Here is a 16077-nt window from a genome sequence, read left to right on the forward strand (position 1 = left end):
AAACGCCTGGATCTTTATCCAGGCGTTTTAAAAAATGTTTATTTTTTAATCCACTCATCATTATCGATTGAGATACTGATATTAATTATATTTAATGATTTTTATTAAACGATTTGTATGCTTCATAACCTGCCTTCTGGTCAATATACCTTCGAAAGCTCCCTCAGTACCTACCACACATACAAATGGATGATCAATGAGAAGTTCCATTGCTTTTTCAATTGAATCATTTTCTTTAAGACATGGAAGATTGGGATCCATCACTTCTGCAACCTTCATCTCTTCCAGTTTTTCAAATTCAATTCGCTCCAAGCCCAATATTGCATCCATTATCTTTGGTGTACTAATTAATCCATGCAGCTTATAATCATGTCCCAGAACTGGTATAGCAGTATATCCGCTTCTAGTAAGAACCAATAATGCATGTTCGAGATTATTTTCCTGCTGTACATGAGCAACACGTTCAGACGAAATCATTAAATCCTTTACAGTCAGTTCGAATCCATCTAATTTTTGCATATCTAACATGGTTAAGAACCCCTTATATAGTTAGTTCCTGGTTATCCACTTTTGGTTTTATTCGGAAGACTTAACTGTTCGATTTGTCAGTAATTATCTTCCCTTCCCCACTTTAAAAATTTAAGTTAGAGATTTTCAGAAGCATAACCTACATGATTAGGAACAAATACCTTCATCATGATAATGGAACATAACCAAATCATCTCAAATTTCCAAATTAGCTATAAATTAACTCAAAAATTTCAATGGCAATCATATCAATATTATCAAATTGATACTTCATAGTTTTTCCTTTATCCTGAAAAATCTCTAATTCGAATGTTTCAGTTTTATCGAAATAAGATACTTGACATTTAACTTGACCTTCAACTTCAAACACACGTTGTGCTGTATCTGATACTTTCCCTTGCTCCTGTAAGTTTTTCAAACGTGATAAAATTCCTTGTAATCGTGACATATCTAATATATGCTCCTTTCATGACTTACCAACAAATAAAATATATTGTCGCTTATGGACTGGCCATTAGTAACAGAATAGAGGAATAGGCATCATTTGTATACCCAAATTCATTATAACGTATTTGATGGTTACACCTTTTATTTCATCTCTTTTTTTAGAGACTTCATCATTTTATCATAAAAACGTTCCAAGAAAAATTCCAGCGCCATATTTTTCACTTTAAAGCAGACTCAATCAAAATAAATTGACAAGATCTCTCTGGTGTTGGCAATTCTTTTTCTCTTTCTAGTTCTTTAATTTGATAAAAGATAGCCCTGCCTGATATCCTACTTAAAATTTGTACTATAGTAAACAAAAAAGTTTCATGTATACTGGTAGATACAAATTAAACAAAAGAAAGGATAGAAAAAAGTGGAACCAGTTCTTTTTTTTACGCAACCAGGCTGTCCGCCATGTGCTTACGCCAAAAATTATTTTGATGAGCACAATATTCCCTATACCTTAAAAGATATTCAGAAGGATGCAAAAGCAAAAAAAATACTTATGACCAAATATGATTCATATTCTACCCCAACGTTTGTCATTGGTGATCAAGTAATCATTGGATTTAACCAGGAACGAATTATGGAATTGTTAAATATTAGAGATTAATACAAAAAAGCTAATCCTCATTCAAGCAGGATTAGCTTTTCCATTCATGCCATCAGTATCTAGAAAGCAATCATCCCAAACCAATGAGACATATGATTAATGAACCCGTAGCTAATATAATCTGTCAATCTGTTTATGAAAGTCGGATTGGATGGCTCCTTATCCACACTCGAATTTTGGGCTATTTCTTGACTGTCATCAAGTGTTTTCGGATCGAAAGCAATTTGGTAATCATTAATTACCCATTTATTATGGTCATACATCAGCCCGATTGCCTCGTAATGCCCTTCATAGCTGACTGGTCCATCTGTATTGCCTGGAAACCATTCATACACATACCATTGATCATTAGCAGAACTATATCCTAGTTTAGTATGTTCACTATATGTAAAAAAAGGAATATAATAAAGGGCTATATCCGTACCATAGGTTTGATAGCCACTACCATCCACACTTTTTTGTACATTCATGTTTATAAAATCCTCAGTGTATTCCTCTGAGAAGGAATTTTTTAATAAATCTCGAATATTGTCCATTGATCTTGGTTTTTCTGAAAGAGATACCTGCAATTGAAATGCGCTATCTAAAAGATTAAATGCATCTTGTTTATCCAGTGTACTTTTAGCATCTACTTTGACAAGAGGAGAAACCGCTAATACAAGCATGGTAATAAACAACGAAGTTAAAACCTTTTTCATTATGATCCTCCTTTTTAAGTACATATCTCAAGGCCTTTATTAGCTTATTCCCCTTTTTACCAGAATAAACACTTTTTACTGAAAAATAATACAAGGATAGTGAAAACTAAAATATCATCTTAAACAGCTAGTCAAATGAACGCACAAAAAACAGTTCAATTAAATCAGCATATTGAACTGCTCTTTAAAGATTTCAATTCTTATTAAAACCATTCATCCATCCTATGCCTAAAACGGAAATTGATTGAGATGAGCACCGCCATCCATTGTAATACAATCACCATTAATATAGTATGCCCGATCAGACAGTAAATACAGGGCTAAATCTGCAATTTCCTCCGGTGTTCCTAATCTTCCAAGCGGAACACTTTCAAGCGTTCTTTGAGCTGCTTCTTCCGATTGAAATAACTTATCTGCTCCCCCAGTTCTTTCAATCGGCCCGGGAGCTATCGCATTTACGCGGATTCCATATTTTTTACCCCATTCCACAGCCAAAGTTCTAGTCATTGTCAGCACACCAGCCTTTGCTGAGGCAGAGTGAATGACATATGGACCTGCATCCCACGCATAGGTAGCGACCATATTGATGATTGATCCTTTAATGCCATTTTCTATCCAATACTTGCCGATGAGGCTGCTGCAGTAAAAAGTACCATTCAAAACAATATCAATGACAGATTTCCAGCCATTCGGTGATAGATCCTCTGCCGGACAAATAAAATTACCTGCTGCGTTATTAATCAAATAATCGATTGTACCAAATCTGTTAACCGTCTCTTCAATGGTTCTTTTAACATCCTCCACATTTCGAACATCCATCTGAACAGCCAGTATATTCTCCTGATTTTCTGCAAATTCTTTAATGGTGTTATCCAGTTTTTCTTTATTCCTTCCGGTAATGACTACTTTAGCCCCCTCATTTGCAAAACGTTGAGCCATAGCCTTTCCCATTCCACTAGAACCACCAGTTACAATCACTACTTTTCCCTTCATATGAGCCCTCCAAATAAAATGAATGATTATTCACTTTTATTATATCACAAAATTCTGTCAATAATATCCAGAAATGCTGAATTAGCAAAATAGATGAAAAATATAGATATAACGGGATTTTTAAATTTTAGCCAATCAAATTAAATGATAAAAGGGCCGCCTAATGGCCGCCCTTAAAAATTTTATATGTTTTACTTATGATTGATTGATTAGTTCATTAAGTTTAGAAAGAGTACTAATCAATGTTTCCTTTTTATTCGTACCTTTGCCATTTACTTTTAAATCATTAAGCATAACAAATACTCTGCCGGGATCTCCTTTTTTATGGAATCCATACATATATACTTTTATCATTCCTATTTTTGCAGGAAGATAGATCATTTCATATGATTTGGCTTTATTCATCTGTAACACCCTCGTCCTCAGAATGAAACATCCCATTCAGTTAACTAAATATATAAATCATTATTTCTATAAATCTAAATACCTATTGTATTTTAATTTTACCTTATTTTAGGTAGTTAATCTATAGACCAAATAGCACATAAATTTTGTAATCAAAAAGTAATACTCATACATCTTAACAATTTTCTTAATGAATGATAGGATTAGACTGACTATTATGAGATAGGAACTTTATAATGAAGAAAATAACCAGAAGATTCTTTTTAAAAAAATCATTTGCCTATATAGCTACTATTCTTTGCTCTCTTATAGGAGGGCGATTTTATATGAAAGATATTGAACCCTCCTGGGTTGATATAACACGTTTTTCCTATTCCCACCCACTTATTCCAGACTCCTTTCAAAATATTAGAATTGTCCAATTCAGTGATACTCATTTGGGTTTCCAATATAATTTGTCAGATTTAGAAAAAACGGTTGAAACCATTCATTCACTTAATCCCGATATTATTTGTTTTACAGGTGACCTGATGGATAATCCGAATGAATATAGAATAACTCCTAAGCTCAATCAATTATTAAGTCAGCTGGAGGCACCTCTTGGTAAATATTGCGTTTTTGGCAATCATGACCATGGCGGTTATGGTACGGAAATTTACAAAGAGACTATGGTTAGTAATGGATTTACCCTGTTAGTAAATGAATCAAACTTTATAACCCTGCAGAATGGCCGTCAAATCGTAATAAGCGGGGTAGATGATGCAATGCTCGGCAAGCCCAACCTGGATGTAAGTATACCGGTACAATCCAGTGATTTATTTACCATTCTTCTATCTCACGCTCCTGATTATGCTGATTATGCCGCCAGTTACCCAGTTCATTTACAATTAAGCGGACATAGTCATGGAGGACAAATTCAGTTTCCTCTTTTGGGTGCGATTGTGACTCCTCCTTTTGCAGAAAAATACAGGGAAGGATCCTATAAAGTTGGCCCTTTATCCTTGTATGTAAATCGTGGTTTAGGTACAACCCGAATTCCATACCGGTTATTTTCACGTCCTGAAATCACGGTCATTGATTTGCAGAAAGGCCAAGAAGGCTTAAAAAAACGATAAAGGCAAACGAGCAGACCCTACATTCTGCCCGTTTGCCTATTTTCTGGCTGTTTTATGCCATGTGTTATTTCTTCTTTTTCAGATACTTCTCTTCAGCTTCAATAGCAGGAATTGGTCTTGAAAAATAAAAACCCTGTGCTTTTTCACATTGTATATCTAACAGAAAATCTACCTGTTTATTACCTGTATAGCTTTTAATGTTACTCTTTAAAGTTGTCATAGTCAGTGCACCTAATAGTTCATTTTTTGAAATAAATTACATTTCTTTCGATTATTTTATAATACATTGTCGAATTTTCATAGAGACGAGCGGTTAATGTCCTATATTTTTCATAAGATGATAGCACAACATACAACAAACTGACGTTCCTGCCAAAGAAAAACTTACATAAAGCAATAACTTGCGGTGTTCCCGGCTCAGCATTAAATCCAAGGCTTCAATTGCAAAAGTTGAGAATGTAGTAAAAGCCCCCAAGCTTCCTATCACAGTAAACATATGCATACCGCTTCCCCGCTCTATTCCTATCCCGGCCGATATACCAATTAAACACGAACCAATTAAATTAATAACAAGAGTAGCTAGAGGAAATGAATGATTATATTTTTTTAACCAGCCAGTCATTACATATCTTAAACATGCTCCGAGAAAACCACCTAATACAATTAATATAATCAACGCGCTTCCCTCTTTATCCAACTAGACATAATAAACCCTAACCATGCCATTAAGAGACCTGCAATCATACTCAGAAAAAAATAAATAAGACTATATAGGGGATAAGTTGCTGCGAGATTGGTTATTTCCAATGAAAAGCTACTCATCGTTGTAAATCCTCCACATAAACCAGTTCCAAAAAATAATTTTAATCTTTCATTTCCCTCATTTTTAAATAGCGAATAGGTGAGATAGGCTAAAACAAAGCTTCCAAAACCATTTATGAATAAGGTGTTAAACGGAATAGGACTGCCAGATGACGGGATCAATAAACTTATCCCGTATCGAGCTAACGCACCCATTGCCCCTCCGCAACCAGTAAGTAGCAGCTTTTGCAAGGTATCACACTCACTTTCATAATTCTTTTACCTTCAATTTCTCAATAGTCTGTTTTGAAAATTAATTCGTTCAAATAAGATATGAAACGTTTTTCCTTTTATCCCATAGCAGAACACGTTATAATCAGTTATATGCTTTTACTTATTATCATGAAATATTCTTAGAAGAAAGGAACATTTATGAATCAAAATAATGGGAATCTTCCTAATCCCGCCTGTTTTACTGCCGATGACCTGGGAGAAGCGATTTATTCTGTGAATAGACATGCAAAAACTGCATCAGACCCTAAATTTCTATACAATCTAAAGAAAAAAACGATTATTAAAATGCTTGAAGAAGGAAAGGCAAAGAAAATAGGCCTTCAATATTCAGACCATCCTCATTTAAGCTTCCAACAATCAGATGTACTGATACAATGCGGAAAGTATACATTCCATATTCCGCCCTCAAAGGACGACTTTCAAACATTAACACATCTTGGTCATTTATCAAAAGAGGTAAGAAACCCCTCTTCACGTCTTTCTTTATCTAAAGCAAAAAAACTATTGATGTCTTATACAGGATGCAAGGAAAATTCAGATAATGATCGCGCTAAAGACTATAAAAAGAAATACCAAAAACCGACTTTTACGCGTCTTGGTGAATCCTATCCATATCAAAATTGGAAAAAGTAAAGCTGCTGAACAAAGGGTTCAGCAGCTTTACTTTTGTAAAAGTTTGTCTAACTGTTTGACCAGTTCAACTATTTCAGGTTTACTAATTTGTGCATCTGCTCCTACCAACTCTCCCTTATGCCTTAAATCGTCCGTAATTAATGATGAAAAAATGATAACAGGCAAATCCGACAAGGTAGGATTTTCTTTAATTCGTTTGGTTAGATGGTGACCATCCATTTGTGGCATTTCTATATCTGTAATTACCAAATGTACATCATTCAGTAAGGTTCCTGCTAGTGCCTTTCCCTCTATAAAGGTTAGCGCTTCCTTGCCATTTTCAAAGAAATCGAGTTGTTCATAACCGGCTTCTTTTAATGTCTGCATCAACAGCTTCCGCAACAGCGGTGAATCCTCAGCAATTAATAAATGCTTATTAGATCGTTCTCTAACTCCTAATTTTTGAATCTGATTAATGGTTATTCCTGATTCCGGATTGATTTCCAAAATAATTTTTTCATAATCAAGCAGTAAAAGCATTTCATTATTCATTTTAATGACACCAGTAATCTGACTATCCAATCCCTGGTACATATCAGATGGTTTTTCTATTTGGTTCCATGAAATCCTATGGATTTGGGTAACGGTATGTACATGAAAAATGACCTTCATTTTATTAAACTCAGTCACTATAAATTTATCTTTTTCAGGAGCTTGGGATGCTGGGAGATTCAGTGCACTGGCAATATCTACTACAGGGAGTATCTCTCCACGAAGTTCAATGATTCCTTCAACATGATGATGTGTTTGTGGAACACCGGTAATCCGTACTGGGTTAATAATTTCTTTAACTTTGATAACATTAATTCCAAATTTATGCTCGCCAATACCAAATTCCACGATTTCCAACTCATTTGTTCCGCTCTCTAGCAGGATTCCTTTTTGTTCATTCATTTTTAACAGCGCCTTTCCATATCTCTTACGATTAATTGCAGTAAGATAAAGCCTTCTTTCTAGTATCGGCTTAAATTAATGTTTTTTTATAAATATTTAAATTTAAATCGATAATCGTGTTTATTTTGTGAAACTTTGCTCAATGATATAGACGCTTTAACAAATGAGGACTATTATACAGATAAAAGCATAACTTAAATCAATATGCTGGAAAGAAGGGGTCCGACTTATGAAAGGTACTGCCATTTTATATGAAGATAACCATGTTATTACTTGTTTAGAGAATATTCAATTTAGCGAAGTTGAAAAATACACACATAACCAAACTGATGAATCTTACGCAACTCCTCAGCTTACTATGTGGCATCCAGAAGAAATCGATTGGGATTACGGATATTAATATAAATAAAGGACCCAGTCCTGTAAACATGACCTAAGCGGCTTTAGTTCTAAATACAATAGAGCTAAGCCGCTATTTATTTTTCATTTCTGTACAGCCTTCGGAATAACCAACCTTTCAGCATAAAGAGAATCATCATTATAACTGTGATGATGATCATAAAAAGAAGAACATACCAAAAACCATTGCGAAAACTTAAACCAGGCATTTCAGAAAAATTCATACCATATAAACCTGCAATAAATGTTAATGGCATGAAAATAGTCGTAATAATCGTCAAGGTCATCATTGTTTCATTCATTTTATTTGAACTGACCGCCATATAACTATCTCTCAGATCTGTTGAGAACTCTTTGTAGCCATCAACCAATTCTTTTAATTTCAATAAATGATCATACACATCATTAAGGTAATGATGATGTTCAGAAAGAGCACTGATTCTCTCAGAATGAATAATCCTGTACATCAAATCATTCATGGGCAAGATAATTCTTCTTAGTCGCGAAATCATCGTTCGAATTTCGTATAACTGACTCATTGGATCATTATTAAGAGAATGCTGCAGGTGATCTTCCAAGACATTTAATTGCTCCTCTATTTGATAGGCCTTTGGAAGATAAGCATCTACTACTGCATCAATAATTTTATGCAGGACATGGATAGAAGTATCCAATTGATCTGTTACTCCCCATACTTTATCTATTTCCTCTATATGATCTTCATGAACGGTTACGATTGCTTTTTCATTTACGTAAATATCAATCTCATTTCTTTCGAAGTTTTCATTTAAGGAATGAATGATAAAAAACATATAGGATTGATAAAAATCCACTTTAGGTCTCTGGTTGATTCGATCAAGACAGTCCTCTATAGTGAGAGGGTGAAAATTAAAATACGTACGGAGTATATTAGCCTCATATTCTTGCGGTGCGAGGATATCAACCCATACCAGGCTATAATCACGCTTCTGTAAGTCCTCCAAAGTCATTTCCTTTATACCATCAGTTTGATCCTTAACAAGTATTCGGTACACTATCTTCCCCCACCTAAGCAAAACGAATTACCCATAGTATTCCAAACCAAGTATGCATCATTCACCCAATCTTGCATACAACCATTTAGAGTAGGATAGTGTACACTTTCCTAAAGCAACCTTATAATAATAAAGATAAGAACTGTAATTAGGAGGTATGACCTGGAATGGAACACTTAATTAATCCTCATGTAAAAGAGATAGAAATATCCGGTATTCGGCAGTTTTATAATATGGTATCTGATATTGATGATGTCCTGTCCTTTACAATAGGATTACCTGACTTCCCAACACCCTTACATATAAAAGATAAAGCAATAAACGCCATTCAAAAAGATTGTACCACCTACACCCACAATGCCGGTTTACTCGATCTCCGGCAAGAAGTATCAAAATTTATGTATAGCCATTATTCACTTAAATATAATCCGGATGATGAAATTTTGATTACTGTAGGAGCAAGTCAGGCGATTGATATTGCCTTCAGGACTATTTTAACACCTGGAGATGAAGTCATTCTGCCTGGCCCTGTTTATCCCGGTTATGAACCATTAATTCACTTAGCAGGGGGAAAAGCAGTCCATGTTGATACAAGAAGCACCTCCTTTAAATTGACTCCACAATTAATCACAGAAAGTCTAACCGAAAAAACAAAATGTATTGTTCTTCCCTATCCGTCCAACCCAACAGGGGTATCATTAACGAGAGAGGAACTGGAGGAAATTGCTGACCTTGTTAGAGGAAAAAATATTTTTATCCTGGCTGATGAAATCTATAGTGAATTAACTTTGGACATAACTCATACATCGATTGGTTCCATTATAAGAGAGCAAACCATTACTATAAATGGTCTATCAAAGTCACATTCCATGACCGGTTGGAGAATCGGCTTTCTGATGGCACCAAAAGCAATCATTAAACATATGATAAAGGTTCATCAATATAACGTATCCTGTGCCTCCTCTGTCTCACAGATGGCTGCACTCGAGGCTATGAGGAACGGTGAACATGATCCAGCTGCTATGAGAGAGGAATATAAAAACCGTCGTGATTATGTTTTTAATAGACTTGCGGCGATGAATCTCCAGACTGTATTACCGGATGGCGCATTTTACTTTTTCATTAAAATACCAGATGCCTTTAAAAATTCACTCGATTTTGCCCTCAAGCTGGTTCAATTTGAAAAAGTAGCTGTTATACCTGGATCTGCTTTTTCAAAATATGGAGAAGGATATTTCCGATTATCATATGCTGTTTCCATGGAGCAGCTTAAAGAAGGATTAAACAGACTTGAACATTTCCTAATTCAGCAGATAAAATAACAAGAGGCATTTCGTTAAAGGCATGATACCTTTTCGAAATGCTTCTTTTTTTAATGAGACTAAGTTACTGATTGGATGCCTCAGTATAATATTTATACAAGGCTTGTGTTCCACGGTTCTCTTCTCCCATATCCGCCAATTTTTCATACATAGCTTTGGCTAAAGTTAGCCCTGGAAAGTCAAGACCTAACCGTTCGGATTCTTCTAATGCAATTTTTAGGTCTTTTAAGAAATGTTTGATATAAAATCCCGGTTCAAAATCACCTTTTAATATCCTAGGCGCTAAATTGGTTAAGGAAAAACTTCCAGCAGCACCAGTTGAAATGCTTTTCAAAACTGTTTCAGGATCCAGGCCAGATTTTTCGGCATAAACAATCGCTTCACATACACCAATCATATTCGTAGCAATGGCTATCTGATTGCATAGTTTAGTATGTTGGCCCGAGCCAGCATCGCCCTGATGGATAATATTTGTCCCCATTGCTTTAAATACAGGCATCATGCTCTCAAAATCAGATTGATCACCGCCAACCATAATGGCAAGATTAGCATTTTGTGCACCAATATCTCCTCCGGAGACAGGTGCATCAAGGACATGCAATCCTAATTCCTTACCAGCAGCATATAACTTTTGTGCTAAAGACGGAGCTGAAGTGGTCATATCAATTAAATAAGTACCCGGCTTGGCATATTTTAATAAGCCTTCCGCCCCTAGATATATCTCTTCAACGTCAGAAGGATAGCCAACCATCGTAATAATAACATCGGCTTCCTCAGCGATTGCACGAGGGGACTCCTTCCAATCTGCACCTTCCGAAAGCAAAGGCTCACATTTGGACTTTGTTCTGGAATAAACACTGACAGGGTATCCCGCCTTCATTATATTCAATGCCATACTTTTACCCATTACACCAATACCGATAAAACCAATATGTAAATTCATCATAACGCTCCCTCCTATACCTCTATAATAGCAAAAAAAATCAACTGGAAAACCAGTTGATTAAGAAAGGGGGGTCACTAAAAGCATGTTGCTGTTTTGTGTCCACCTTTAATGTACCCCTCCGTTCAAATAAATAAACCTGTATATCTATTTTTATTGAAACTATTTTTGAGCTGTAGCTTTTTTAACCATTTCAACAATCTCTGCTGATGTTTGCATTTGTATAGCTTTTTCAGCCAAGTCTTGCATTTCGGTTCTAGTAAGTGTTTTAATTTGGGAACGTGCACGCAGAACAGATGTTGCGCTCATTGAAAACTCATCCAACCCTAATCCAACAAGCAACGGAATCGCCAGTTCATCCCCAGCCATTTCTCCACACATTCCAGCCCATTTGCCTTCTTTATGTGCAGCTTCAATCACCATTTTTACTAAACGTAAAATAGCTGGATTATATGGTTGGTACAAGTAAGATACACGTTCGTTCATTCTATCTGCAGCCATTGTATATTGAATCAAGTCATTCGTACCAATGCTGAAGAAATCTACTTCCTTAGCAAATTGATCTGCGATTACCGCAGTTGAAGGGATTTCCACCATGATTCCCAATTGAATAGAATCTGATACTTCAATACCTTCTTCAATTAATTTCGCCTTTTCTTCTTCAAGAACCTTTTTGGCGGATCTGAATTCATCTAAAGTGGCAATCATCGGGAACATAATTCTTAAATTCCCATACACACTTGCCCGTAAAAGTGCTCTAAGCTGCGTTCTGAAAATCGGTAGTTCCTCAAGGCATAATCGAATAGCACGGAATCCAAGGAATGGATTCATTTCTTTCGGTAGATCTAGATATGGAAGCTCCTTATCTCCACCAATATCCAATGTGCGTACCACAACCGGCTTACCTTCCATACCTTCAAGTACAGCTTTATAGGATTCAAACTGTTCTTCTTCTCCAGGAAGATTATCTCTTCCCATATACAAGAACTCTGTTCTATATAAGCCTACAGCCTCAGCACCATTTGCTTTAACACCTTCAAGATCTTTAGGAGTGCCGATGTTCGCTGCTAATTCTATGTGATGGCCATCTGCTGTTACCGTTTTTTCGTTAACAAGCTTAGCCCATTCAAGTTTCTGCTGTGCATAAGCATCAGCAGCTTTTTTGTATTCTTCAATCAATTCAGGTGTCGGATTAATATGTACTTCACCTTTAAGCCCATCAAGTATAATCATATCGCCGTTTTGAATAGTTTCAGTTGCCTGTTTAGTCCCAACAACTGCTGGAATTTCAAGCGAGCGTGCCATAATTGCGGAGTGAGAAGTACGCCCTCCAATATCAGTTGTAAAGCCTTTAACAAATTCTCTGTTTAATTGAGCTGTATCTGAAGGAGTTAAATCCTCGGACACAACAATCACTTCTTCAGCAATCATACTTGGATTTGGTATTTGTACCCCAAGAAGATGACTGATAACCCGTTTTGTTACATCACGAATATCAGCTGCTCTTTCTTTCATATATTCATTATCCATTTGTTCAAACATAGTGATGAACATATCAGCAATTTCGCGCATAGCAAATTCAGAGTTGATTTTTTCAGACTTAACTTTCTCCTGTACAGCACCAAGCAATTCAGGGTCATTCAAAACAAGTATGTGAGCATCAAAAATGGCTGCTTTATCTTCACCTTGTTCTGTTTTGACTTTTTCACGAATTGTTTCCAATTCGGTCTGAGCCTTATTAACCGCCTCTTGAAGACGAGTTAATTCGGTATCCACTTCATTAATCGTGCTTTTTGTTACAGTTAAGTCAGGCTCCATTAAACGATAAGCTTTTGCTATGACAATTCCATTAGATGCCGCTATCCCGTTTAACATCGTTGTCATTACTTAGCCAATCCTTCTTTTGTTAATGTTTCCTCAATGGCATTTAATGCATCTTGTTCGTCATTTCCTTCAGCGATAATTGTAATATCTGAACCACTGCCGATTCCTAAAGACATAACGCCCATAATTGATTTAAGATTAACTTTCTTTTCTTTATATTCGAGGTTGATATCAGAGTTGAATTTACCTGCTGCTTGTACAAGCAATGTTGCTGGACGAGCATGAATTCCTGTTTCTGCAGTTACATGAAAAGTTTTTTGTACCATAAGTAATCGAGCTCCTTTATTAATAATTATTTTGTTTTAGCTATACGAATTCTAGCTGCTTACATCTTATGATTTTACCCAGTTTCAACCGGTCCTATGTATAAAAGGATGAACAGTCGAAATTATGTAGCTTTTCTCACAATATAGAGTAAAACCCTATAAGAGAAATGTACCTGAAAAATTAAAATTGTTCAACTGCTTTTATAAATTAAGAACCATAAATATATCTCACCTGTAAGATTGATTGAAACATAGTCTTTCAATAAATATAAGATTCATTTCTAATATATACCAGAATCCTATATACAATGAATTTATTCAGTAAAGTGTTTGCACACAGATAAGCAATTCTACAACTAAATTTCACATAGCTTGGAGAAATATCTATATATTGTATTTCCTATCGATTTTACAACAAAGGTATTTCTAATGACAAATTTGAAGAACCTTTCTATTCTGTTTTTTATTCATATTTTCAATCTTCATAAATCATTTTCCTTGTCATTCCACCATCAATAACCAGATTCTCTCCATTAATAAAATCGTTCTCTGGATCACTTAGGAATAAACATGCTTTTGCTATATCTATTGGCTTACCTACCCTACCCGAAAAATGCTGGGCGTGATCTATCTCACGTAAACCAGTGTAATCAGTCGTTTGAATCCAGCCAGGGCTAATACTGTTAACTCGAATACCTTTTTTGGCTAATGATGCGCCAAGAGCGTGCGTTAGAGCTAGGATTCCACCTTTGGATGCAGCATAAGCTTCAGAATTCGGTTCAGATTGTATGGCTCGGGTTGATGCTATATTAATGATAGAACCACCCGTTCCAGTCATCAGCTTAGCTCCTTCTCTTGCCAAAATAAATACACTTCGTAAATTGGTATTGATAATGCGATTCCAATTCTCTGTTGTCATTTCAAATAATGGAGTAAATTCACTTATGCCTGCATTATTTACTATAATATTTAACCTACCCCATTCACCTCTAATTATTTCCATTATATGAAGGCAATCATCCTCTTTGCTGAGATCGGCCTCAGCAAATAAAGCAACTTTTCCCATTGCCAATAGTTCAGCTTCAATTTTCTTTCCAGCTTCCACATCTATATCGGTTAAAACAACTTTCGCGCCTTTATTTGCATATTGTATTGCGATTTCTTTACCAATCCCATTTGCAGCACCTGTTACTAACACAACTTGATCCTGAAAATTCATTGTATCCAATCCTCTCTTTTAAATTAAATGGTTAGATTTTGTTATAGGAATCCATATTTTTTAAAATAATGATTATTTTAATAGAATTTATCCTCATTTTTCGCTAAAAACTCAACAAATTTTCAAATTTGCTTTTTTTACAGAAAGAATCTTTAAGCGTACTTTAAAGGTACCCGGGAATATAGAGGTCGCTCCTCATAGGGCAGGATTACGAGTATGGAAGACTTCGAATCATTAGTTAACCAATATAATCCATTAATACATCATATTATGAGAAAGCTTAATATTATTTGTGAAAAGGATGAATTTTACCAAATAGGATTAATTGCACTTTGGGAGGCCAGCCAAAATTTCAACCCTGAAAAAGGACAGTTCCTTTCCTATGCCTATAAGTCCATACAAGGTAAAATGCTTATACAGCTTTGCAAGTCCACTAAAATAAATGGGAGAGAATTAAAAAAATCACCTGAGTATTGGGATTTATTAAAGGTTGAAGAAGATGTTTCCTTCCTTGAATGGTACTTCCCTAAACCTTTTCTAACTTCCTTAACAAACAACCAATATATTTGGTTGGCTGAATACATTCAATTTGGTAAAACCATCACAGATATCGCATACGAATACCATACAACGTATGCAACGGTGAAATCTTGGAAACGGATGGCGCTAAAAAAACTAAAGCATTACCTTGAAATACATCCAGATGTGTTTATCAAATAAGGACAATACTGATTAAAATGTTAACAAACCCAATTACTTTATAATTGGGTTTGTTGATTTCTATTCAGCTTCTAGGCTCCTCTAAATAATGATAGGTCACACCCCCGCCTATATGAGCAGTTCCCCGAAAATGTTTAAAATCTTCCCTTTCTACAAGCACAGATCGAAACGCCATGAAATCCTGCTTTGCAACTTCAAGTTTATCTATTTCTCCATTTTTTAATTGATCAAATATGGATTGGATCTCTTCTTTATTCATTCGTAAAACCTCCTATATATACAAAACATGATACTCTCAAACCCCTACATTAAACAAGTATTCCATAGGAGCGAAAATATAAAGACTATTTATTCTTTTAACATTCCAATTAATCACAATTTATACTATAATTACAATATTATTCTGCATAAGCTAAATAGTAGGGATAATTTCTTTATAAGCGGACTTACGAATCCCGAAATTGCAAGGATATTAGTTTACTAATCAAGATCTGTTGATAACTTTAATAAACTGAAAAGGTGTGAACATGATGAAAAAGGCTGATGTAGGCAATATAATTGAATTCCGCGATGGATTGCGTGGGATTGTAGAAAAAGTAAATGAAAACTCAGTGATTGTTGATTTAACTTTAATGGAGAACTTTCATGATCTTGAATTAGAAGAAAAGACAGTCGTTAACCATAAAAATTATAAAATCATATATGAATAATTCGAGAACGGGGCTACTTGCCTCGTTCTCTTCTTGTCCCATTAATTTCCCTTACTTTAAATTTGTAAAAAACTTAGA

General features: G+C 35.3%; 22 protein-coding genes. 7 read left to right on the plus strand and 15 right to left on the minus strand.

The annotated features are described in order from the left end of the window. Nucleotides 1–81: 81 nt before the first annotated feature. Nucleotides 82–528: a cyclic-di-AMP-binding protein CbpB gene (gene cbpB / locus FHY45_RS02530; RefSeq protein WP_139891317.1), complete on the minus strand. Its 447-nt coding sequence runs from the start codon at nucleotides 526–528 to the stop codon at nucleotides 82–84. Nucleotides 529–736: 208 nt separating this feature from the next. After that, complete coding sequence (locus FHY45_RS02535; protein WP_066100892.1) at nucleotides 737–976, minus strand: YkuJ family protein; 240 nt, start codon at nucleotides 974–976, stop codon at nucleotides 737–739. A gap of 414 nt (nucleotides 977–1390) precedes the next feature. On the opposite strand from FHY45_RS02535, the gene FHY45_RS02540 reads away from it, so the two are divergent. Then, nucleotides 1391–1630, plus strand: coding sequence for a glutaredoxin family protein (locus FHY45_RS02540; protein WP_066100896.1), 240 nt, complete (start codon nucleotides 1391–1393; stop codon nucleotides 1628–1630). Between the two features lie 59 nt (nucleotides 1631–1689). Here the strand turns inward: FHY45_RS02540 and FHY45_RS02545 are convergent, their stop codons facing one another. The 3 genes from FHY45_RS02545 to FHY45_RS02555 form a co-directional block, all read right to left on the minus strand. After that, a complete protein-coding gene (locus FHY45_RS02545; protein ID WP_180349914.1) occupies nucleotides 1690–2328 on the minus strand; it encodes a DUF3993 domain-containing protein in 639 nt (212 codons plus the stop codon). A 228-nt stretch (nucleotides 2329–2556) separates the two neighbouring features. Beyond that, nucleotides 2557–3321 carry a 2,4-dienoyl-CoA reductase gene (gene fadH / locus FHY45_RS02550; RefSeq protein ID WP_066100902.1) on the minus strand — a complete coding sequence of 255 codons (765 nt, stop codon included), beginning with the start codon at nucleotides 3319–3321 and terminating at the stop codon, nucleotides 2557–2559. 195 nt (nucleotides 3322–3516) lie between these two features. Further along, entirely contained in the window at nucleotides 3517–3726 is a 210-nt protein-coding gene (locus FHY45_RS02555) for a hypothetical protein (protein ID WP_066100906.1), read from the minus strand. A gap of 326 nt (nucleotides 3727–4052) precedes the next feature. Here FHY45_RS02555 and FHY45_RS02560 point away from each other — a divergent pair, with 326 nt between their 5' ends. After that, on the plus strand, nucleotides 4053–4841 hold the full coding sequence (locus tag FHY45_RS02560) for a metallophosphoesterase (RefSeq protein WP_306821535.1): 789 nt from the start codon (nucleotides 4053–4055) through the stop codon (nucleotides 4839–4841). Nucleotides 4842–4905: 64 nt separating this feature from the next. Here FHY45_RS02560 and FHY45_RS20405 read toward each other — a convergent pair whose 3' ends face one another. The 3 genes from FHY45_RS20405 to FHY45_RS02570 all read right to left on the minus strand — a co-directional run bounded on the left by FHY45_RS20405 (nucleotide 4906) and on the right by FHY45_RS02570 (nucleotide 5894). After that, nucleotides 4906–5061 (minus strand): hypothetical protein, encoded by a 156-nt coding sequence (locus tag FHY45_RS20405; RefSeq protein ID WP_175354217.1) that lies wholly within the window; start codon nucleotides 5059–5061, stop codon nucleotides 4906–4908. A 93-nt stretch (nucleotides 5062–5154) separates the two neighbouring features. After that, nucleotides 5155–5517 carry a fluoride efflux transporter FluC gene (locus tag FHY45_RS02565; RefSeq protein ID WP_077247944.1) on the minus strand — a complete coding sequence of 121 codons (363 nt, stop codon included), beginning with the start codon at nucleotides 5515–5517 and terminating at the stop codon, nucleotides 5155–5157. Next, nucleotides 5514–5894, minus strand: coding sequence for a fluoride efflux transporter FluC (locus FHY45_RS02570; RefSeq protein ID WP_139891320.1), 381 nt, complete (start codon nucleotides 5892–5894; stop codon nucleotides 5514–5516). The genes FHY45_RS02565 and FHY45_RS02570 overlap by 4 nt, the downstream gene beginning before the upstream one ends. A gap of 180 nt (nucleotides 5895–6074) precedes the next feature. Here FHY45_RS02570 and FHY45_RS02575 point away from each other — a divergent pair, with 180 nt between their 5' ends. Beyond that, nucleotides 6075–6569, plus strand: a complete 495-nt coding sequence (locus FHY45_RS02575; RefSeq protein ID WP_066100915.1) for a YkyB family protein — start codon at nucleotides 6075–6077, stop codon at nucleotides 6567–6569. Nucleotides 6570–6596: 27 nt separating this feature from the next. Here the strand turns inward: FHY45_RS02575 and FHY45_RS02580 are convergent, their stop codons facing one another. Beyond that, nucleotides 6597–7502 (minus strand): chemotaxis protein, encoded by a 906-nt coding sequence (locus tag FHY45_RS02580; protein WP_066100918.1) that lies wholly within the window; start codon nucleotides 7500–7502, stop codon nucleotides 6597–6599. A gap of 229 nt (nucleotides 7503–7731) precedes the next feature. On the opposite strand from FHY45_RS02580, the gene FHY45_RS20410 reads away from it, so the two are divergent. Further along, nucleotides 7732–7902 carry a hypothetical protein gene (locus tag FHY45_RS20410; protein ID WP_175354218.1) on the plus strand — a complete coding sequence of 57 codons (171 nt, stop codon included), beginning with the start codon at nucleotides 7732–7734 and terminating at the stop codon, nucleotides 7900–7902. A gap of 76 nt (nucleotides 7903–7978) precedes the next feature. Here FHY45_RS20410 and corA read toward each other — a convergent pair whose 3' ends face one another. Further along, on the minus strand, nucleotides 7979–8935 hold the full coding sequence (gene corA / locus FHY45_RS02585) for a magnesium/cobalt transporter CorA (protein ID WP_077247945.1): 957 nt from the start codon (nucleotides 8933–8935) through the stop codon (nucleotides 7979–7981). 167 nt (nucleotides 8936–9102) lie between these two features. On the opposite strand from corA, the gene FHY45_RS02590 reads away from it, so the two are divergent. Beyond that, a complete protein-coding gene (locus FHY45_RS02590) occupies nucleotides 9103–10257 on the plus strand; it encodes an aminotransferase A (protein ID WP_139891321.1) in 1155 nt (384 codons plus the stop codon). A 64-nt stretch (nucleotides 10258–10321) separates the two neighbouring features. On the opposite strand, the gene FHY45_RS02595 is transcribed toward FHY45_RS02590, so the two are convergent. The 4 genes from FHY45_RS02595 to FHY45_RS02610 all read right to left on the minus strand — a co-directional run bounded on the left by FHY45_RS02595 (nucleotide 10322) and on the right by FHY45_RS02610 (nucleotide 14569). After that, nucleotides 10322–11200 (minus strand): NAD(P)-dependent oxidoreductase, encoded by an 879-nt coding sequence (locus FHY45_RS02595; protein ID WP_373925465.1) that lies wholly within the window; start codon nucleotides 11198–11200, stop codon nucleotides 10322–10324. A gap of 162 nt (nucleotides 11201–11362) precedes the next feature. Continuing rightward, nucleotides 11363–13084 carry a phosphoenolpyruvate--protein phosphotransferase gene (ptsP, locus tag FHY45_RS02600; RefSeq protein ID WP_066100929.1) on the minus strand — a complete coding sequence of 574 codons (1722 nt, stop codon included), beginning with the start codon at nucleotides 13082–13084 and terminating at the stop codon, nucleotides 11363–11365. Beyond that, complete coding sequence (locus tag FHY45_RS02605) at nucleotides 13084–13350, minus strand: phosphocarrier protein HPr (protein WP_066100932.1); 267 nt, start codon at nucleotides 13348–13350, stop codon at nucleotides 13084–13086. The genes ptsP and FHY45_RS02605 overlap by 1 nt, the downstream gene beginning before the upstream one ends. Nucleotides 13351–13825: 475 nt before the next feature. After that, nucleotides 13826–14569 (minus strand): SDR family oxidoreductase, encoded by a 744-nt coding sequence (locus FHY45_RS02610; RefSeq protein ID WP_066100935.1) that lies wholly within the window; start codon nucleotides 14567–14569, stop codon nucleotides 13826–13828. 216 nt (nucleotides 14570–14785) lie between these two features. On the opposite strand from FHY45_RS02610, the gene FHY45_RS02615 reads away from it, so the two are divergent. After that, the gene (locus tag FHY45_RS02615; RefSeq protein WP_066100938.1) at nucleotides 14786–15289 is read left to right on the plus strand and encodes a sigma-70 family RNA polymerase sigma factor; all 504 of its coding nucleotides are present in this window, start codon (nucleotides 14786–14788) and stop codon (nucleotides 15287–15289) included. Nucleotides 15290–15353: 64 nt separating this feature from the next. Here the strand turns inward: FHY45_RS02615 and FHY45_RS02620 are convergent, their stop codons facing one another. Then, nucleotides 15354–15548 (minus strand): hypothetical protein, encoded by a 195-nt coding sequence (locus tag FHY45_RS02620; protein WP_066100941.1) that lies wholly within the window; start codon nucleotides 15546–15548, stop codon nucleotides 15354–15356. A gap of 271 nt (nucleotides 15549–15819) precedes the next feature. Here FHY45_RS02620 and FHY45_RS02625 point away from each other — a divergent pair, with 271 nt between their 5' ends. Then, nucleotides 15820–15999, plus strand: coding sequence for a YkvS family protein (locus FHY45_RS02625; RefSeq protein ID WP_066100944.1), 180 nt, complete (start codon nucleotides 15820–15822; stop codon nucleotides 15997–15999). The last annotated feature ends 78 nt before the right edge of the window (nucleotides 16000–16077 follow it).

It is taken from the genome of Bacillus sp. D386 (assembly GCF_006346415.1).